Source organism: Aquirufa echingensis (assembly GCF_042714525.1).
GTDB lineage: Bacteria > Bacteroidota > Bacteroidia > Cytophagales > Spirosomataceae > Aquirufa > Aquirufa echingensis.
The window spans coordinates 124,668-143,126 of the sequence record NZ_JBBKYA010000002.1 but is presented as its reverse complement, the minus strand read 5'-3'; the positions used below and the strand labels follow the sequence as shown (position 1 = coordinate 143,126).

Sequence of the window (18,459 nt, the reverse complement as noted above, 5' to 3'; positions counted from 1 at the left end):
ACGCTTTGTTGTAAAGGTCTTTTAATTCGGCAAAAAATGCAAATTTATCTTTTGATGATTTTATTCAATTTTGAACGGAAATTGAGGTAGGTCAACAGGTTTTTGGGGCTTAACAAATTCGTTTTTAAATAGCTTTTCCAATCCTTCGCGGTTCGCGGGGGATTTAGGAGTGTTGCCCGACTGAAATAAAAAGCTTGTTTGGCCTTATTGGATTTGTTTTCGTGGCAATCCATGCGCATTAGGTAATATGCCTGCAGGATAGGCTTAATGAGGTGATTGTATTTGTATTTTGTATGAGCATTGATACTCGAATACATGAAAATCCTATTTTTAATAAAGGCATCTGCATGGACATGGTCGGTCATGCTGATCCCTCCCTCGTTTTTTCGGTAAACAGACATTACTTCAGGCAAATAACCAATGGGGCCTTGTTCTGCCAAAATAACATAGAGTGGAATATCACCACTTTTCGAGTGTAAAAACCATTCTGGTAGGGGTTGGGCAAATTTTCTTCGCATCATCACGGCAGCCGTTGCCATGAACCAAGTTTCTTTTTCAACGAGGAAGTCGGCGGATTCTACCCAAGGTTTTTGGTCAATAGGATTAATCAAAACGGGTTCCCGATTACTGCCATCTTCAAAAATGATTTGCGCATTGTGAAAGCAGGCAGATGCATGGGGATGTTGGTCTAAAAAATCAACTTGGCGTTGAAGTTTGAGCGGGTCAGTCCAGTAGTCGTCTGCTTCGATAAAAACGATGTATTCACCCTTGCATTGCAGGAAACAGTGTAAAAAGTTTGTTTTGGCTCCTACATTTTTTTGTCGGATATATGCTTTTATGAGGTGAGGATATTGGTCAGCATATTGTTTGATGATTTCGGCAGTTTGATCTTTTGAACAATCCTCCCCCAAGATGATTTCAAAAGCAAAGTCAACTTTTTGTTCTAATATGCTATTTAAACATGTCTTTACATAGTTTTGGTGATTATATGAAATCACACAAATACTGACTTTCGGATGTTCAGTAAGTGTTGGTTGACCGTAAATGTCTTTATTTAAATAGTCGAAATTCATTTTACTAACTTAAAACTGCGTAGCCAAAGCCTGTATCGCCAAATCCATTTCCATTGTAGAACATATAAATTTCATTCTGGTATTCAAAGACATGGGGGTATTCGACCATTTGGTCTTCCCAAGAGGGTGTGTCATTAATGTCAAGACCCATGAATTGAATTTTTTCCCAATGTATTAAATCATCGCTTTTTGCGCATTTAATTCGGTAGCTGTTTTGTGGATTATCACGGTAATCTGTTGATTTACGAACAGCATACCACATGTAATAAACTCCCTTTAACTTTAAAATCGAAGCTTTTGAAATTCCCCCTTCATCTGCTGAGAGACCGATCGCCGTTTCATTTAATGGTAGCCAATCAATCAAATTGGCAGAAGTTGCAATTTTTATATCATAAATGGGCTCAATGCGATTATCAATTTCCTCCCATTTGCGACAGGATAAATAATAACCATAATAGAGTTCTTTTTCCTTGATAATTGATATTGTACCAACGTACCCAGGTTCTTTGTACGATGTGGCTAAAACAGGACCTTCAGAGAATTTTTTCCAGGTATTTCCGCCATCTGTACTTAGGGCTAATCCCAAATTGTTATGATAGGGAACGTCTAATCGATTTGCCCAGCCAATGTAAAATAGATATTTAGTAGAGCCTACGGTTAATATTTCGGTTGGCATTACGCCTGCCCAATCAAAAGATCCACGTTCCCCTGGCAATAATACTGGGGTATCAGATTTAAATAAAATATTGCTTGGATTTCCCGCTTCTACATCGATGTAGTAGGGTAGACTTGGTCCTCGATTGATGCGTTTTGAAAAATATACTCTCCAAAAACCTTTGTGTTGAGTGTCTACAATCGGCACTTGTGCATGACAATCGTCGAAAATTAACCCTTTTTTTATCCACTGCATATAATTGGACGTGGTGTTTGAAAGACCACGTCCAAAGATACGACCATTTATCGAATTGTCGAGAAACTCGTCGGGCTCATGTAGATTGATTCCACCTTTTCGACGATTTTGCCATCTTTTTCGGATGCATCTCTCACCGAAATCCACTTAGGATCTAGGCGAAATGCATCAAAACTTGCCTTGCCTGCAGCTTCACTTTTGTGTGCGATGAAATAAAGCAATTTACTCTGAGAACCATCTTTTGGAATGGTTGTAAAATAGGCGATGTTGTCCATTCCATGCATTTTGAAAAGTTTCACCGTGTGGTCGCGGAAGCGCGTCAAAACGTTTTCTAATTTTCCAGGAGTTGCCGTGTAAGTGCGCATTTCGAAGGTACGATCTGCATCGCTGTGGGATGCCTTGATTTTAGGGCTGAAATCTGTTGCATTCATGAAGATGCTCGTAACTTTTGCTACGATTTTGCCACTTTCTTCGGATTTTCTTGCCACTTCTTTCCACTCAGGATCGCTGCCAAAATGTTTCCAAGATGAATCACGCGCAGCTTGAGAAGGATAAGCTAAAATGTAATACAAGGCATTCTCCGTATTGTTGTTCGGAATCCAATAGCCCACATTTGTCATACCATGTTTTTCGAAAATCTTCGTAGTATGATTCGTAAATCGCTGCAGTAATGCGTCTAGTCGGCCTGGGTGGCAATAGTAGATGCGCATTTCAAAATAGCGCGTATCTGGCTTTTTGGCAAAGCCTAAAAATGAGATGCTAAGCAAGCAAATTAGTAAGATATTTTTCATAGGAAATGTTAGTTTAAGGGCTAAAGTAGTAGAATTTGAATGGATTAATATCCTGATTCGCTTATTTTTTATGCTGGTCCTAGTCGCTTCGCCATGACATGCTGTAAATAGGCAAAAATCATCTCCGGTTTCAAGGTACGCCAATTGGGAATCTGCAAATTTCCACCAAAATTGATGTAATAATCGACATGGTATTTGGCCCATTCTTGTTCAACAAAAGTTGCGAAATGCAATCCTACGATCCAACCATCTTCCACTTCTTCGAACCATTCGGCATAATAATCGTCTTCATAGCTTCCATGAAAGTTGAAGACATTTTCTCCGATTAAAATAAAATGTTTAATCCCAACAGCTAAGAGGTGGTCGATAACTTGCCTTTTAAGCAACATGATGTCGTTGTGCAGCGTATCGTTCCATTCGCCGAATAATTCGATGATGGAATAGCCTTGTGCGTAATCGCTATAAAGAATTTTGCAATAGAGTGTTTCGGAGTCGATCTCGTCCCAAAGTGGATGAATATAATAGCCGTAGATATCGTTTTCGTATTCAGTTTGTGAATAGCTCCTTCCATAAAATGGGGATTTGCGGTCGTGAGCCGCATTGTATAATGATTCCCACTGAAAAGAAGGTTCGATTTCTTGCATAGCGACTCAAAATAAACAGAAAAGGCCTGCCGAAGCAAGCCTTTTCTAGAACACAGATAATTTGTTTTACTTTAACTTGGCTCCTTGGAAAACCCCATTTCCATCAAATTCAACTTTGTAATTTTTTCCAGCTACGGCAATAAATACTTCATATTCTTTCACTGTTGTATCAGCTGAAACCGTTTGGGCTTTCGTAAATGTCCAACCCGCATAATTCGTATTCAAATAGGTAATTGCGGCTGCTGGAATTTGGGCTTGAGTGATTTCTGCTACCGTGAAATTAGGAAGCTCTTGATTGTCTTTAGGACCTTTTCCTGCATTTTGAACCAATTTAAAATCTTTGTCAAACATATACGTTTGAACTGTAGCTCCTACAGAAACAACAACATGGTAATGGATGATCACATTATCAGCCGCAACACTCACTGCATTTTTGAGTGTCCATCCAACTGCATTGGTATTTAAATAGGTTGTGATGGCAGCTGGTAATGTTGTTAGGTCCACTTTTGTAATAATCGGCTTAACTTCTTGTGCCTCACTTTCTAAAATGGTACCACTGGCAGCGATTTCTAATTCATATACGATACCTGCTTTCTCTGCATGTACATGGTAAATGGTCACTCCTTTGTCATTTATTTTTGCCATAGCACGTTGGAACGTATATCCATTTAATGCCGTTTGAACCGCTGCTGGAAGGTCTGTAAGTGTCAAACTCGTAACGGTAGGACCATGGCTCCCTTTTTCCTTACCACCTTTAGGGCCACCAGGCATTCCTGTCGTTTGGGAAACAAAGGCACCTTTTTCGTCAAATAATACAGAATAAAACTCGGAATTATATTTTAATACAACTCGGTAACCCGTAGGTGTACCCGTTGTTTTTTGCGATGCATGCAATAAATCGTATCCTGGATAATTGGTGGATAAATAGGTCAATACACTCGTAGGTAATGCCGTTGAATCAATTTTAGAGAAAGCTTCTTTTATTGAACCTTTAGATGATAATACGATTTGCATTTCCGTAGAAGGAGTCGTAACATCTGCAACATACAAGGCATTCGGTTGGATAACAGAATAGGCTACTTGTGCAGTTGGAAAACTTTGTTGGATCGTAGATTGTACCGCTTGTGGTACATTGGCCGCGTTGATTGCTGTGAATCCTTGTGGATTCATGGCCTCTTCTTTGCTACATGAGCTTAAAAGTACAGTACTAGCGAAGGCAAATAGAATGAGCTTTTTCATGGTTGTTAAATTTAGTTGAACACTGAGTTAACGTTAGGTTCTAAGCGAATCTTGTACAAAGATGTATGCTAGGATTGTAATAAGGGTGATGCAATCGACGAACCGACACATCAAGTCTACGAATTCATAAGATTTGTTAAAATTTATAGTACCTTGTATTGCATAGTACTATTTTAGTTGTATGTTTGTGCTATGAAAAATCACCAACGAACCTTTTGGGTACTAGTCGTATTTCTATTTGCATCGCAGAGCATGTTTGGTTTAGGGTTGCCCCAAAGGCTTTATCCTGCAAAAGTCATTAAAAAATCGATTCAAGTACTCGTGCGAAAAGTATCGCGTTAATTCTTAAAAATTCTCTTAATTTTGGGTTTCATTCGATAAGCCCATGTTCACAGCTTTTATTTCTTGGGATCCCAATCCCGTAATCATTGACCTTTTTGGATTTCCGATTCGCTGGTATGGCTTCTTTTTTGCCATGGCTTTTTTGGCGGGTTTTCGTGTTGTGAACTACATGTTCAAACAAGAGGGGCGTTCAACAGAACAGGCGGACCAATTACTCATGTACACGATGGTCGCGACAATCGTAGGAGCACGCGCTGGGCATTATTTTTTCTATGAATTTCCCTTGTTGCAAGCGGACCCCTTACGTTTTTTCATCCAAATGATCACGCCCCCATTTTCGGGTTTAGCTTCACATGGAGCTTCGATTGGTCTATTTATTGCATTTTACTTGTACTCACGAAAAAATCCAGGCATGTCTTATTTATACATCACGGATCGGATTGTGCCTGCTGTAGCTTTGGGTGGTTTCTTTATTCGAATGGGGAATTTGATGAATTCGGAAATTATTGGAAAGCCAACAGAATTGCCTTGGGGCTTTAAATTTTTACGTGATACGGAATTCAATCCTTATAGTGATCCCAATTTAGTACTTGCGCGTCATCCATCACAATTATACGAAGCCCTTTCTTGTTTGTTGATTTTTGCTGCCTTGATGTGGTTCTGGTCCAAAAAGAAAAAGGATACCCAAGAAGGTTTAATGACGGGTTATTTCATGATTGTGCTCTTTACTCTTCGTTTTTTCTACGAGTTTTTGAAAGAAAACCAAAGCGCATTTGAGAATGATTTGACCTTGAACATGGGTCAAATTTTATCGATTCCCGCCGTGTTGTTTGGCGTGATTGTGCTAGCATATTCGCACCGAAAAGCTTAGTCGATTTTTTGTACCTCTTTTGAAATCGCGTTTATTCGTTTTGTGAATAAATAACGGTTCAAATTGTAGGCGTCAAAATCCTTGGATTGCGGATCCATACTTGCTCTGCGTGTCCGGTCGGCGGCATGGATATATGCATTCCGACCTTCCCATAATCCCACGTGAACGACTTTATAAGTTCCGTCAGGTCTCTTTTCGCCAAAGAATAACAAATCCCCCGGTTTTAAATTTTCCCAGTTTCTCAGGCTGTCTACTAATATTCCCTCGCGAGCTTGTTGGCTCGCATCCCGCGGAATAATCCAGCCATTCGACTGGAATACCAATTTCGTAAATCCACTGCAATCCATGCCTTTGATGGATGTACCTCCCCACAAATAAGGAATGCCCATCAATTGGTGTGCCGACTGAAGTATTCGATTTTCTGTTGGACCTGAATTCGATTGTTTCCAAGTCGAATAATCTTCCACATCTTTCAAGGAAACATATCCAATGACACCATCAGCCATGCGAATTTCCCAAAATCCGATCTTTTTCCGTATCGCCATCAAGCGGTTATGTTGAACTAATTCGCTGATGATCTCCGATTTGCTACTCGGGAATTGATAGACTTTACTGAACGGAGCCGTAATTATGAGTTCCGTCCCTGATTTGCGGTATGCCTGAAATTCTACACTATCCATCCGAATAATCGTACTTCCCTCAACCCATCCTTGATAATGATCAGGCAATTGAACGCGATACCAATTTTTTGTTGACGCTTTTTCAAGCAATTGAACGGGGGTTCCCAACAAAGCCTGTGTACTCATTTCGGCCCCCTCGCGCGCCTCGGTCCGAATATTCGCTACAGATATGTTGACGATTCCGATGGTTTTTTGTGCCCAAGATAGGTGGGCCAACAAGCATAAAAGAATGATTTTAATCCGCATAATTGAATCTCAAATAGTCTAAATTAGGTTGATTTGTTTTTGGTCGGCTAAGTTCATGTTGGTAGATTACCTCGCCCAAATGCTTAAAAAAGGGAAATCCAACCGTTTCATAATCGTATTTGTCGTCATTGAATATTTCGTCTTCATTGCAGTAGATCGCTGCGGTAACCATAAATTCAATCTTGTTCTGGAAGTCAACGAAATAGGCATTGTCTAGCAAAAATCCATAGGCATCGCCTACTTTGTTGAAGATGCGAACATTCGGATTCATGTTCGCCTTTTTATCTCCTCCATAATACAGGAATTTGCAATAGGCTGGCCCGATTGTAGTATCTGCGCTGTAATTCGGATGTTTGGATTCGGTTGGGTATTCCGACATGTAGCGGTATAAAAACGAATAATCTTCAGCGCTTAGTTTGAATTGTTCCTTTTTCTCAAAGGAAGCCGGGAACATCAAGCGTTTCAGGAAATTATGTTGGGCTTGCAGCGGATAAGCATTCTTAAAGCTAAAATTAACCGGATGTGGAATGATGCGCCCCGAATCGTTCATGATTCCCTTTCCTAAAATTATTGGATTCATGGAGACGATTTGCTTCTTGTTGAACTGCTCTTTTTGTTGCCAAATAAGTCGGCCTTGTTCATCCACAAATTTCACCGGGTTTGTGTATTGATTTTCGAGCAAAGGAATGCTTGTCTGTAAACGATGCGTAAATCGAACACCTTCAAAACCTTTGGAAGCCATGGTTTTGTTGAAATTTTTTTGGCCTAAAAATTCATATAAACGGTTGTAGGCCTCGTTGTCGGAGACCAATAAAATCTTCTTAATATAGTGCTCAATGCTCGGTTTGCCGTTCGCGGAGCTGGTGTCTGTTAGGACCTCCAACTGTGTTGGCCGATTTTTCAGGGTATGGAATGTTGTCGATTTATTGATTTTCAGTTTGTTGATTTTTTCCAAAGCCAGCACACTCGCGGCCAATTTTACTGTACTCGCGGGGTAGAAATATTCATTGTCATCCACCCGATAGGCATGTGTGGTGAATTGGGCCTTGTTCTGGGCATCCCGATCTATTTGCGTGTATAAAATTTGCAAACGGTATTTGGATGGGTTGTCGGTGAGTGATTTAAAATATGTGGGATTAGCCTTTAATAATTGCTCGATCACATTTTCTTGGGCATGAAGCAGTGACGTTGAAAAGAGTCCCATAAAGAGTACTAGTTTAAACTTTTTCATAAGTTAATAGGGCTTGGCTTAGTTCTTCGATATCCTGAACATGCAGGCAAGCGGGTAAAATAGCTTTGCAAATAGGAGCAGCTTTTGGATCAGGATAAGCAAATTGGTTACATAAAAATCCATGGGATTTTAAATGATCAAAAAGCTTCGTGTCCGCGGAACTGAATGCTGGATAATCTTTGACATAATTCACCTGCATCGCATTTTTTGTAAACGCTTCAGCGAGTAATCGTGATTGCCCGATCCGCTCATCATAGGCTTCTTGGGCATGTAAACTGGCATATACATAGGCCGGATTAGCTGGCGAACCACCTACCCAAAAGGGATCTTGTTTGATCGCGAGGATGTCGGATTTTTTGCCTAAAATAATCCCTGCAGGTATCCCAAAGGCTTTCGATAAAGAGCTGGTCTGAATCAAATTCGCCGGTGTTAGAATTTGCGTTGAAACGATTCCTAAACGATGGGATTCATCCACAATCAATGTCTGCTCGGCCGATAAATTTTGCTCAAAACCCGTTAAGAATTCTTCTACCCAAGGAGCTCCGATGCCATCCATGCAGAGAATTTGGGCATCTTTTTCCCATTCCGAGAATGAACCCGCTGCCGGTTTATGTGGATGCCTCCACAAGGCTGGATGGGTTTTGGGAGCTAAGGAAATAGCTGCATTCGGATATTTTTGCGTGATGTATTGCAAGGCTATTTGGCCCGCAATTAAACCTGAACTGCATAAGGCTGCGGCTTCCACCTGAAAGCGTATTGCGAGAGTATGTTCCAGGTTTTCCCAGACATTCATGCGGTAATTATTCAGTCGGGAACTACCCCAATTTTGACTAAACATGCGAATGCCTACCTGTAGTTTTTCTTGGAATAGGGGATGGGTGCCAATGTTCAAATAATTCGTTCCCCCAAGCCAACGGTATTCTTTTCCTTCGAATGACACGAGGCGTTCTGGGATCTGATTTTGAAGGATTTGATACGACATACTAACGAATTAATTGTGCACCCGTTCCAGGAGCCTTGGCATAATGTACTGTGCCAAAATCGATGGTAATGCCTTTGGAGATTTGGTCGTCAACTAATAAACAGCCGTCCATGTCCACGTAATCCAACAAGGGTAATAATTGTGCGATGGCTGAACAACCGATCGTCGATTCGGTCATGCAGCCGACCATGACTTTCAGGCCAAGACTTTTCGCTTGTTTGATCATTCGTAGGGCAGGCGTTAGACCGCCACATTTCATCAACTTGATATTAACTCCATGAAAATATCCAGAGCATTTGGCTACATCTTCTTCCAAAATACAAGACTCATCGGCAATGATGGGCAATGTAGATTCTTGATATACACGCTTCATGCCTTCCCAGTTATCGGCCTTTAAGGGTTGTTCAATAAATTCAACGCCCAGTTTTTTTAATTCCGGTGCGAAATAAATCGTCTGTTCAGGAGTCCAAGCGGTATTGGCATCCACCCGAAAAACAGCTTTTGTTTCTTTGCGCAAGGCTTCTACAATCTCTAAATCTTGATCCGTGCCCAGTTTGATTTTATATAAAGGAAATGGCATCTCCCGCATTTTGGAAACCATGACATCAACGGTATCAATTCCAATGGTATAATCGGTAATCGGGTTGTGGGAGATATCCAATCCCCAAATTTCATGTAGCGCTTTATTGTGTGTTTTGCCCCAAAGGTCCCAATAAGCTACATCCAAGGCGCAAAGTGCGAAAGGGTGGTCGTCCAACAAGGTTTTGGAAATCAACTTCCAAAAATCCGTCGGGTGCGGAAGAATATCGCTAGGTAATAAATGTCGGATACTTTCCACTTGTGACACCATCTTTTCCATGGTGATGCCGTAATAGGGGGTCTCTGTCGCTTCGCCGAATCCGCTTTTGCCGTGCCAACTTAACTCCACAATAAGTGTGGGCTGTACGTCACGCGATTCATGAGTGATCGTAAAGGTGTGTTTGAGCGGTAAGTCAAATTGATGAAGCTTGAGTTCCATACACGATTATTTAAGTGGGATATATGGCAATTTGGTATCTTTTTGCCCTGCTTTTTGCCAAACTAATCCATCAGCTTTTGACCAATTGATCAAATCGCCTGAGCCATTATGAGCCAAGGTTTCGCCATTTTCAACCGGAATCCACTGATCTAATTCTGCGGATGGTTTAGGTAAAAACTTGATTTCTTTCTCTGTGTATTCAGGGAAATCGCCAGATACCCAAGGTAAGAAATAGACCCAGAAACAAGTCAAGGTTGAGATCGGATTACCTGGGAATGCGAAGACCACTTTGCCGTCGGGGCGTGTGGCTACCAACATCGGTTTACCCGGTTTCTGAGCAATTTTATGAAAGATCGTTTCGAAACCAGCTTCCGTTAAGACGGCAGGAATCAAATCTTTTTTACCAGCAGAGACTCCGCCCGACAATAAAATAATGTCATTGGATTCTAAGACCTTATCGATATTGGCTTTGATTTTTTCTTCGGAATCGGGTAAATGACTCGAATTTGCTTTGAAACCTTTTGATAACAAGACAGATTTCATCATCATGACATTCGATGACCGAATTTGATGTACCGCAGGTGTTTCATGAAGTCCTACAATTTCATCACCTGTGGAGAAAATGTGCACATGTGGTTTTGATTCCACTTCGATGTGAGCTTTGCCAACCGTGGCCGCAATGGCAATTTCCACAGGTCCGATTTTTGTGCGTTTTTTAACTAAAATTGTGCCTTCTTTGGCATCCATTCCTTGCGTATGAATGAATTGACCCTTTGTTAAGGGTGTTTTACCTATGTAGGTGGCAATCTTTTTCTCGATGCTTAAATCTTCAATTTTGATGATCGCTTCCGTTCCTTTGGGAGCCGTTGCACCTGTCATGATTTCCAAGGCACCATCGATTTTTTTAATCGCTTTTACGGGTTCTCCCGCATAAAGAATGCCTTCAATTTTCCAGGTCGGAGCGGTGATGTCTTTCACAGCAATACCATCCATCATGACACGGTCAAATGGTGGAAAATCGCGGTCCGCAACAATTTTTTCAGCCAAATTCATGCCCAAGGTTTTTGCTAAGGGTAATTTCTCAGTCCGAAATGGAATGGTGATGTTTTTTAAAAGGGCAATTGCTTCAATAGGACTGATCATGTTTGTTGTTTTACGTATTTGTTAAATTTCGCTATTTTTTGCTAATTCTCCCGTATTTTTGTCTTCTAAATTTCAAATCAGCTATGTCGATCGATTTTTCACACCTGCAATCCGATGGTACCCCCGGCATGGTGGATGTTAGTTCCAAAAATGAAACGGTGCGCGAAGCAAAAGCGCAATCCATTGTCTATTTAGGTGAGGAAATCGTCAAACATTTCGAGGCAGCTGGTTGGCAAAATAAGAAAGGTAGCATCCTACAAACGGCCGTGATTGCAGGTACCATGGCTGCCAAAAAGACCTCGGATTTGATTCCCTTGTGTCATCCACTTGGTTTGGATTCATGTAAATTTGAGACGGAAGTATTAGCGGATCAAATTGTGATCACGTGCATTTGTCGGCTAGAAGCCAAAACGGGTGTTGAAATGGAAGCCTTGGTTGGCGCCTCAGTCGCTGCCTTAACCGTTTACGACATGTGTAAATCGGTTTCCAAAGGAATCGTCATCAAAGAGACCAAATTGATTTCAAAATCGGGTGGTAAATCTGACTTCAACGCCTAATGTCCTCACATCACATCATTCGTGACAAACAAGAACCTGCGCTGATTATTGCGAATGGGGAGGCGTGTTCAATGGATATGTTGGACCAATTATTAGAATGGTCTCCTACGGTCCTTGTCCTGGATGGTGCTTTGGAACGGGTGATATCATTGGGCATCAAAGTGGATGTTTGGTTAGGCGATTTTGATCATACACACATCACGGATTTCAGTGATTATCCCTTGAAAAAAGTACATACACCGGATCAAAATTTGACCGATTTAGAAAAGGCTTTTGAATATTTGTTGGCTGAAGGTTATCCCGCCGTGAATGTGGTTTGGGCTTCCGGAAAGCGCATGGATCATACTTTGAATAATTTTCATTCGATGGTGCGATACGGTCGGCGAATGAAGATTGTCTTCTTCGATGATTATTCAACCTCATATTTGTTACCCCCTACGTTTGAAAAATGGTATCCTGCCAAAACACCTATTTCCTTGATGCCTTATGGGGAGGCGTTTGAGGTAAAATCATCCGGTTTATTATACGATTTGAACCATCCTGTATTACGGCTTGGGACTCAGACAAGTTCTAGCAATGAGGCGCGAGAAGATGGGATGGTGAAAATTTCCTATGAAAGTGGCTCCCTTATTTTGATGGAGTGCCACGATTAATTTTGTCTTGTTCGGAAGGTTTGTAGAACACAGGGCGCGAAGGAACCTCCGGGAAGTAGTTTTGCTCCACCCAATTTCCCGGATAATCATGCGGGTATTTATAATCGGCCCCATAATTCAAATCTTTCATGAGACGCGTAGGTGCATTGCGTAAATGCAAAGGCACTGGTAAATTTCCCGTTTGCTCCACAAAAGCCATGGCTTTATTAATCGCATTGTAGGCCGAATTACTTTTTGGGGATGTTGCCAAATAGATCACCGTTTGGGATAAAATAATGCGGGATTCCGGGTTGCCAATGACGCGGATGGAATCGAAGCAAGACTGCGCTAGGAGCAAGGCGTTCGGATTGGCTAAACCGATGTCTTCTGAGGCTAAAATTAATAAACGCCGACCGATGAATTCCAAAGATTCGCCACCGGCAAGCATGCGGGCCAACCAGTAAACAGCCGCATCCGGATCAGAACCGCGAATGGATTTAATGAAGGCAGAAATGATGTCGTAATGCTGTTCCCCATCTTTGTCATATTGCGCCAAGTTTTTCTGTAAACGTTCAGTGACAAGCGCATTGGTAACTTCAATTTCATTTGCCCCTTCGGTGGTGATTAGCAATTCAAATAAATTCAATAATTTCCGACCATCTCCACCCGAAAAATGGAATAGTGCGTCCGTTTCCGTGAGCGTGATGGTTTTATTCGCAAATAATTTATCCGTGCAAATGGCCTTGTCGATGAGTTGGCGTAAATGAACATCATTCAACGACTCCAATACATATACTTGACATCGCGACAAAAGGGCTGAAATAACTTCGAAAGATGGATTTTCCGTTGTTGCTCCCACCAAAGTGACGATTCCTTTTTCGACCGCATTTAGCAAGGAGTCTTGCTGTGACTTGGAGAAACGGTGAATCTCATCGATGAAAAGAATAGGTGATTGCGCCTCGAACATGCGGTTTTTCTTCGCTAATTCGAGTGTTTCACGGACTTCTTTTACGCCAGATTGTACGGCGGAGAGCGTGTAGATTGTACGTTTTAATGCACCCGCTAATAAGGTGGCTAAGGTCGTTTTTCCTACCCCGGGAGGACCCCATAGAATACAAGAGGGTAGATGTCCTGCCTCGATTGCCTTGCGCAGGGGTGCATGAGCTCCAATGACCTTTTCTTGGCCAATGTAGTCTTCAAGGGAAGTGGGGCGCATGCGTTCTGCGAGTGGTTGCATCATCCTTCGAAGTTACGGGAATTTTGTAAATTAGAAATAGAATTAGTAGCTTGGAGAACTAAATAAACCTATTAAAATATGAATTCATCACGTCGTTCCTTTTTGCGCAATTCGGCCTTTGGTCTAGGCGCATTGGCTTTTGCTTCTCCTGCTTTGCAGAGTTTGGCAGCCGTTAAATACAAGAAATTAGTTGGGGTTCAATTGTATTCAGTACGCGACGATATGCGTAAGGATCCACAAGCAACCTTGAATGCTTTGGCAGAAATGGGCTATAAATATGTAGAACATGCCAATTACGTTAATCGCAAGTTTTACGGTTGGGAAGCCAAAGAATTCCGCAAGCGTCTCGATGATTTAGGGATGAAAATGCCTTCAGGACATACTGTAATGGGTAAGCTTCATTGGGACGACGCAAAAAATGATTTCACTGATTTGTGGAAATATACTGTGGAAGATGCTGCTGTTTTGGGACAGGAATTAGTCATAAGTCCATCCATCGACATGGGGATTCGCAAGGATAAAAACCTGTTGTTGAAATACATGGACATCTTCAATAAATCGGGAGAATTGTGTAACAAATTCGGTATGCGTTTTGGCTACCATAACCATGATTTCGAGTTTTCGGAGAAACTGGAAGGTGAATTGTTATATGATATTATGTTGAACAATACAGATCCGAAACTCGTAGCCCAACAATTAGACATAGGTAATATGATCAATGGTGGGGGAGTTCCTGCCGAAGTGATGAAGAAATTCCCAGGTCGTTTCGTTTCCATGCACGTGAAAGACGAAGTGCCAGCCAAAACAGGTCATGAACATTTTGAATCAACGATTCTTGGAAAAGGATCAGGTCAAATTGATGTACAGGCTTTGGTGAAATTAGGCGACAAAGAGGGCGGAACGAAGCACTTTATTATTGAACAAGAAGCTTATCAAGGATTACAACCGCTTGACTGTATGAAGGAGAATATTGCCATCATGCGTGGTTGGGGGTATAAATAGATTGATTTTGGGCGTTTGCCCAAGTCCTCAGGCTGAAGCTTGAGGTTAAAAAATAGCCCCAGGCTTCAGCCTGGGGATTTGAAAAAAACAAACAATTACGAATGAAAAAACTAACCTTCATCGCCCTACTCGCAGCACCATTTTTCGCGTCTGCGCAATCCTCATTAAAACCCGTTATTGCGCAAAAAGCGGATGCTTTGAAAGACAAGGTCATTGCTTGGCGTCGCGATTTCCACGAGCATCCTGAATTAGGCAACCAAGAGGTACGCACAGCGGGTATTGTTGCAGCGCACTTACGTTCGTTGGGCATCGAAGTGCAGGAGAAAGTAGGGTATACAGGTGTTGTGGGTGTATTGAAAGGTGCTAAGCCGGGTCCTGTGGTTGCTCTACGCGCTGACATGGACGGATTGCCCGTTTCAGAGCGTGGTGATTTGCCCTTCAAATCTAAAGTAATCACTGAATTTAATGGTCAGAAAACAGGTGTCATGCACGCTTGCGGACACGATTCGCATGTGGCCATCTTGATGGCGGTTGCGGAAATTTTGGCATCTGAAAAGGCGAATTTAGCGGGAACAGTGAAGTTTATATTCCAACCGGCCGAAGAGGGTGTTTATGACGACAAAGGAGAAATGATCCTTTCTGGTGCCGAATTGATGGTGAAAGAAGGGGTTTTAGAAAATCCGAAAGTGGATGTGATTTTTGGTTTACATATTGCATCGGGTTCAGATAATGGTGTTTTGGAATACAAGCCTGGGGCAACTATGGCGGCAGTAGACCAATTGGACATCAAGGTCAAAGGAAAGCAAGCGCATGGCGCATCTCCTTGGACAGGAATTGATCCGATTGTTATTTCTTCTCAAATCGTGATGGGATTACAAACCATCGTTTCGCGTTCCGTAAACATCACCGAAGATCCTGCGATTGTGACAGTTGGCGCCATTCACAGTGGTATTCGCCAAAACATCATTCCAGAATCTTCTCATATGATCGGAACGATCCGGACTTTTGGCGTAGAACAACGTCAATTGGTTCACCAACGCATCAAAGATATCGCAACGAATATCGCCGAAAGTGGTGGCGGGAAAGCAGATGTGACGATCGGTACAGGATATCCGGTAACGTATAACAATCCGCAATTGGTGGAAAAGATGTTGCCAACTTTGCAAGGAGTGAATGGAAAGGATCGCGTTAGAACTGTTCCTGCACATACAGGTGCGGAAGATTTTTCATTCTTCCAACAAAAAGTGCCTGGTTTCTTCTTCTTTTTAGGAGCAAGACCGGATAACAAAAAAGCCGATGAAGTGGCAGGACACCATACTCCAGATTTCCATTTGGATGAAGGTCATTTCCAAGTGGGGGTGAAAGCCTTGAGTAGCTTGGTCGTAGACTACATGGATATGGCACAGCCGAAGAAAAAGAAATAAAAACATGTAGAGACGCAATACTTTGCGTCTCTTTTTTTTAGACGCGAAGTATCGCGTCTCTACATTAAACCTATGAAAAAACTCCTCCTATTCCTCCTGCTAGTAGGCCCTTTGGCCTATGCACAAAATCTTAAACCTGAACTTTGGCGTAAACCCTGGAAAGCATCCTGGATTACCTATTCAGAAAATGCGAATAGTATTTATTCACTACAGGGCTTGAAAGATTATGGCGTTTTTAAATTTCAAAAGACTGTTAATCTTGCCGAAAAACCTGCCAAATGTCTCATTCACGTTTCTGGAGATAATCGCTATAAATTATATGTGAATGGCACGTGGGTGTCGGCTGGACCAGCTCGTGGCGATTTGTATTTCTGGAATTTTGAGACCTTGGACATCGCGCCTTATTTAAAGGTGGGAGAAAATACCTTGGAGGCCTTGGTTTGGAATGAGGGCAAAGGGAAGTCGGAAGCCCAAATTTCGTATGCGACGGGATTTATTTTGCAGGCCGATGAGGAGGCTCATGCCGCGTTGAACACCAATATGAATTGGCAAGTGGCTAAAAATCTAGGGGTATCCCCATTGCAGCCTCGCGTGCCAGGATATTATGTGGCGGGTCAAGGTGAATTGCAGGAATATGCCAAATCCTGGTCGCCTTTCATTTCCGCGAAATCCTTAGGTCCAGGTTTAACAAAAGGCGCGGCTATCGATTCAAGGGGTTGGATGTTATATCCAGCTGCGATTCCAGCAATGGAATTAAAGGAGCAACGATTTGCGGCTATTCGCAAAGGAGAGGGTGATTTGATTCACGGGAAATCGCTCGTGGTACCTGCGAATTCTTCGGTGGATCTGTGGATCGATCAAGGAGTATTGACAAATGCATACCCGCAATTAACGTTTTCAGGAGGAAAGGATGCTAAAATTGGCCTTACCTATGCCGAAGGTTTATACGAAAAAAAGCCTTTGAGCACGACTACGAAAAATGGGAATCATAAGGGTAATCGTAATGATATTGAGGATAAATACTGGCTTGGTCGGAAGGATAGCCTTATTGCCGATGGTGCCACGCATACGTTTGAAACGATGACCTATCGCACGTTTCGCTATGTGCGTTTGACCGTAAAGACGGAATCAGATGCTTTGACTTTGCAGGATTTCAAGAGTGTGTTTACGGGGTTTCCTTTTCAGGCGAAGGCTACGTTGAAAACGGATAATCCCTTGATTCCCCAATTACTTGACGTGGGCTTTCGCACAGCCCGTTTATGTGCGATGGAAACCTACATGGATTGTCCCTATTATGAGCAATTGCAATACATTGGCGATGCACGGATTCAGGCGCTTGTAAGTTTATATTATGCTGGGGACGAACGTTTGGTTCGTCAGGCGCTGGACCACATGGATCATTCGAGAATAGCGGAAGGAATTACGCTGAGCAGATACCCGACGGATTTGCACCAGCAAATTCCGACCTTCTCTTTGTGGTACATCGGGATGTTGCATGATTATTTGCGCTATGGTAAAGATCCTTCGTTCCTGAAAAATAAATTATCCGGCATGCGTGGGATTTTGGATTATTTTTCGCGTTTCGAAGGAACCGATGGAACCTTGCAAAACATTCCTTATTGGACATTTTCCGACTGGGTGAATGCTTGGCCACGGGGAATTGCTCCAGTTGGGCCTTCGGGTCGTTCAGCGGTGATCGATTTTCAGTATGTGTGGATCTTGCAAAATGCGGCGGAAATCGAACGTTATTTTGGCTTTCCCGAATTGGCTGCACGCTATGAGGCGAAAGTGAAGGCATTGAAACCTGTGTTGAGAGCCTTATACTGGGATGCTGCTAGGGGTTTGTATGCAGATACGGAAGTGCACGATAAATTTTCCCAACACGCAAATTCTCTTGCCATTTTGGCGGGTTTTGACGCTGGCGGGGTGTCAAGTAAGCTCTTGACTGACAAAGATTTAGCGCCTGCGTCTATCTACTTTAAATACTACTTACACTTAGCCTTAACGAAAGCTGGTCAAGGCAATGATTATATGAAATGGCTTGATAAATGGAAGGAAAACATCGATATGGGCTTGTCGACTTGGGCGGAAACCTCGGATATTTCCACGTCCAGATCGGATTGCCATGCATGGGGCGCAAGTCCTAACATTGAATTCTTCCGCATCGTTTTGGGCGTAGATTCAGATGCGCCGGCTTTTGCCAAAGTTAAGATCGAACCACATCTAGGAGAGCTCAAAGAAGTGGAAGGCATTGTACCGCATCCGCAGGGGGAAATTCAAGTGCAATACAAATCAGGGAGTGCCTCGATCACCTTGCCGGGAACAGTGAATGGAACCTTTGTTTGGAAAGGGAAAAAATATCCATTAAAAGCCGGAAAGAATAGTATAAATACCCAAAAATAATTTGACTATCCCTATCACGGATAGGACGGTTAGG

Annotated in this window: 17 protein-coding genes; 6 read left to right on the top strand and 11 right to left on the bottom strand. The window is 42.3% G+C overall.

The features are described 5' to 3' along the window. Window positions 1–44 precede the first annotated feature (44 nt). From SKC38_RS03315 to SKC38_RS03295, 5 genes are all read right to left on the bottom strand, one after another. Window positions 45–1,073, bottom strand: a complete 1,029-nt coding sequence (locus SKC38_RS03315; RefSeq protein ID WP_377975070.1) for a glycosyltransferase family 2 protein — start codon at window positions 1,071–1,073, stop codon at window positions 45–47. Between the two features lie 4 nt (window positions 1,074–1,077). After that, on the bottom strand, window positions 1,078–1,983 hold the full coding sequence (locus tag SKC38_RS03310) for a glycoside hydrolase family protein (protein WP_377975068.1): 906 nt from the start codon (window positions 1,981–1,983) through the stop codon (window positions 1,078–1,080). A 47-nt stretch (window positions 1,984–2,030) separates the two neighbouring features. Next, a complete protein-coding gene (locus tag SKC38_RS03305) occupies window positions 2,031–2,774 on the bottom strand; it encodes an NIPSNAP family protein (RefSeq protein WP_377975067.1) in 744 nt (247 codons plus the stop codon). Between the two features lie 68 nt (window positions 2,775–2,842). Then, entirely contained in the window at window positions 2,843–3,418 is a 576-nt protein-coding gene (locus SKC38_RS03300; protein WP_377975065.1) for an FHA domain-containing protein, read from the bottom strand. 66 nt (window positions 3,419–3,484) lie between these two features. Further along, complete coding sequence (locus SKC38_RS03295; protein ID WP_377975063.1) at window positions 3,485–4,657, bottom strand: PepSY-like domain-containing protein; 1,173 nt, start codon at window positions 4,655–4,657, stop codon at window positions 3,485–3,487. Window positions 4,658–5,042: 385 nt separating this feature from the next. On the opposite strand from SKC38_RS03295, the gene lgt reads away from it, so the two are divergent. Continuing rightward, complete coding sequence (gene lgt / locus SKC38_RS03290) at window positions 5,043–5,870, top strand: prolipoprotein diacylglyceryl transferase (RefSeq protein WP_377975062.1); 828 nt, start codon at window positions 5,043–5,045, stop codon at window positions 5,868–5,870. Here the strand turns inward: lgt and SKC38_RS03285 are convergent. Genes SKC38_RS03285 through SKC38_RS03265 form a run of 5 tightly spaced genes read right to left on the bottom strand, consistent with a single transcriptional unit; the run spans window position 5,867 to window position 11,170 of the window. After that, window positions 5,867–6,796 carry a C40 family peptidase gene (locus SKC38_RS03285; protein WP_377975060.1) on the bottom strand — a complete coding sequence of 310 codons (930 nt, stop codon included), beginning with the start codon at window positions 6,794–6,796 and terminating at the stop codon, window positions 5,867–5,869. The genes lgt and SKC38_RS03285 overlap by 4 nt on opposite strands. Next, on the bottom strand, window positions 6,786–8,027 hold the full coding sequence (locus SKC38_RS03280) for a serine hydrolase (protein WP_377975058.1): 1,242 nt from the start codon (window positions 8,025–8,027) through the stop codon (window positions 6,786–6,788). The genes SKC38_RS03285 and SKC38_RS03280 overlap by 11 nt, the downstream gene beginning before the upstream one ends. Beyond that, window positions 8,014–9,009 (bottom strand): PLP-dependent aminotransferase family protein, encoded by a 996-nt coding sequence (locus tag SKC38_RS03275; protein WP_377975056.1) that lies wholly within the window; start codon window positions 9,007–9,009, stop codon window positions 8,014–8,016. The genes SKC38_RS03280 and SKC38_RS03275 overlap by 14 nt, the downstream gene beginning before the upstream one ends. Before the next feature lies 1 nt (window position 9,010). Next, window positions 9,011–10,027: a dipeptide epimerase gene (locus tag SKC38_RS03270; protein WP_377975055.1), complete on the bottom strand. Its 1,017-nt coding sequence runs from the start codon at window positions 10,025–10,027 to the stop codon at window positions 9,011–9,013. Window positions 10,028–10,033: 6 nt separating this feature from the next. Further along, window positions 10,034–11,170, bottom strand: coding sequence for a molybdopterin molybdotransferase MoeA (locus SKC38_RS03265; RefSeq protein ID WP_377975053.1), 1,137 nt, complete (start codon window positions 11,168–11,170; stop codon window positions 10,034–10,036). A gap of 83 nt (window positions 11,171–11,253) precedes the next feature. Here SKC38_RS03265 and moaC point away from each other — a divergent pair, with 83 nt between their 5' ends. Next, window positions 11,254–11,727 carry a cyclic pyranopterin monophosphate synthase MoaC gene (gene moaC, locus SKC38_RS03260; protein ID WP_377975051.1) on the top strand — a complete coding sequence of 158 codons (474 nt, stop codon included), beginning with the start codon at window positions 11,254–11,256 and terminating at the stop codon, window positions 11,725–11,727. Beyond that, on the top strand, window positions 11,727–12,380 hold the full coding sequence (locus SKC38_RS03255) for a thiamine diphosphokinase (protein ID WP_377975049.1): 654 nt from the start codon (window positions 11,727–11,729) through the stop codon (window positions 12,378–12,380). The genes moaC and SKC38_RS03255 overlap by 1 nt, the downstream gene beginning before the upstream one ends. Here the strand turns inward: SKC38_RS03255 and SKC38_RS03250 are convergent. After that, window positions 12,355–13,599 carry a replication-associated recombination protein A gene (locus tag SKC38_RS03250; RefSeq protein ID WP_377975048.1) on the bottom strand — a complete coding sequence of 415 codons (1,245 nt, stop codon included), beginning with the start codon at window positions 13,597–13,599 and terminating at the stop codon, window positions 12,355–12,357. The two genes, SKC38_RS03255 and SKC38_RS03250, sit on opposite strands and share 26 nt — an antisense overlap. Window positions 13,600–13,674: 75 nt before the next feature. Here SKC38_RS03250 and SKC38_RS03245 point away from each other — a divergent pair, with 75 nt between their 5' ends. From SKC38_RS03245 to SKC38_RS03235, 3 genes are all read left to right on the top strand, one after another. Next, window positions 13,675–14,598: a sugar phosphate isomerase/epimerase family protein gene (locus tag SKC38_RS03245; protein WP_377975046.1), complete on the top strand. Its 924-nt coding sequence runs from the start codon at window positions 13,675–13,677 to the stop codon at window positions 14,596–14,598. 101 nt (window positions 14,599–14,699) lie between these two features. Beyond that, complete coding sequence (locus SKC38_RS03240) at window positions 14,700–16,022, top strand: amidohydrolase (RefSeq protein ID WP_377975044.1); 1,323 nt, start codon at window positions 14,700–14,702, stop codon at window positions 16,020–16,022. Window positions 16,023–16,094: 72 nt separating this feature from the next. After that, window positions 16,095–18,425 carry an alpha-L-rhamnosidase-related protein gene (locus SKC38_RS03235; RefSeq protein ID WP_377975042.1) on the top strand — a complete coding sequence of 777 codons (2,331 nt, stop codon included), beginning with the start codon at window positions 16,095–16,097 and terminating at the stop codon, window positions 18,423–18,425. The last annotated feature ends 34 nt before the right edge of the window (window positions 18,426–18,459 follow it).

Excerpts from the sequence above, each read along its gene's own strand:
- SKC38_RS03315 (WP_377975070.1), bottom strand. The coding sequence starts at position 1,073 with ATGAATTTCGACTATTTAAATAAAGACATTTACGGTCAACCAACACTT.
- SKC38_RS03310 (WP_377975068.1), bottom strand. The coding sequence starts at position 1,983 with ATGCAGTGGATAAAAAAAGGGTTAATTTTCGACGATTGTCATGCACAA.
- SKC38_RS03305 (WP_377975067.1), bottom strand. The coding sequence starts at position 2,774 with ATGAAAAATATCTTACTAATTTGCTTGCTTAGCATCTCATTTTTAGGC.
- SKC38_RS03300 (WP_377975065.1), bottom strand. The coding sequence starts at position 3,418 with ATGCAAGAAATCGAACCTTCTTTTCAGTGGGAATCATTATACAATGCG.
- SKC38_RS03295 (WP_377975063.1), bottom strand. The coding sequence starts at position 4,657 with ATGAAAAAGCTCATTCTATTTGCCTTCGCTAGTACTGTACTTTTAAGC.
- lgt (WP_377975062.1), top strand. The coding sequence starts at position 5,043 with ATGTTCACAGCTTTTATTTCTTGGGATCCCAATCCCGTAATCATTGAC.
- SKC38_RS03285 (WP_377975060.1), bottom strand. The coding sequence starts at position 6,796 with ATGCGGATTAAAATCATTCTTTTATGCTTGTTGGCCCACCTATCTTGG.
- SKC38_RS03280 (WP_377975058.1), bottom strand. The coding sequence starts at position 8,027 with ATGAAAAAGTTTAAACTAGTACTCTTTATGGGACTCTTTTCAACGTCA.
- SKC38_RS03275 (WP_377975056.1), bottom strand. The coding sequence starts at position 9,009 with ATGTCGTATCAAATCCTTCAAAATCAGATCCCAGAACGCCTCGTGTCA.
- SKC38_RS03270 (WP_377975055.1), bottom strand. The coding sequence starts at position 10,027 with ATGGAACTCAAGCTTCATCAATTTGACTTACCGCTCAAACACACCTTT.
- SKC38_RS03265 (WP_377975053.1), bottom strand. The coding sequence starts at position 11,170 with ATGATCAGTCCTATTGAAGCAATTGCCCTTTTAAAAAACATCACCATT.
- moaC (WP_377975051.1), top strand. The coding sequence starts at position 11,254 with ATGTCGATCGATTTTTCACACCTGCAATCCGATGGTACCCCCGGCATG.
- SKC38_RS03255 (WP_377975049.1), top strand. The coding sequence starts at position 11,727 with ATGTCCTCACATCACATCATTCGTGACAAACAAGAACCTGCGCTGATT.
- SKC38_RS03250 (WP_377975048.1), bottom strand. The coding sequence starts at position 13,599 with ATGATGCAACCACTCGCAGAACGCATGCGCCCCACTTCCCTTGAAGAC.
- SKC38_RS03245 (WP_377975046.1), top strand. The coding sequence starts at position 13,675 with ATGAATTCATCACGTCGTTCCTTTTTGCGCAATTCGGCCTTTGGTCTA.
- SKC38_RS03240 (WP_377975044.1), top strand. The coding sequence starts at position 14,700 with ATGAAAAAACTAACCTTCATCGCCCTACTCGCAGCACCATTTTTCGCG.
- SKC38_RS03235 (WP_377975042.1), top strand. The coding sequence starts at position 16,095 with ATGAAAAAACTCCTCCTATTCCTCCTGCTAGTAGGCCCTTTGGCCTAT.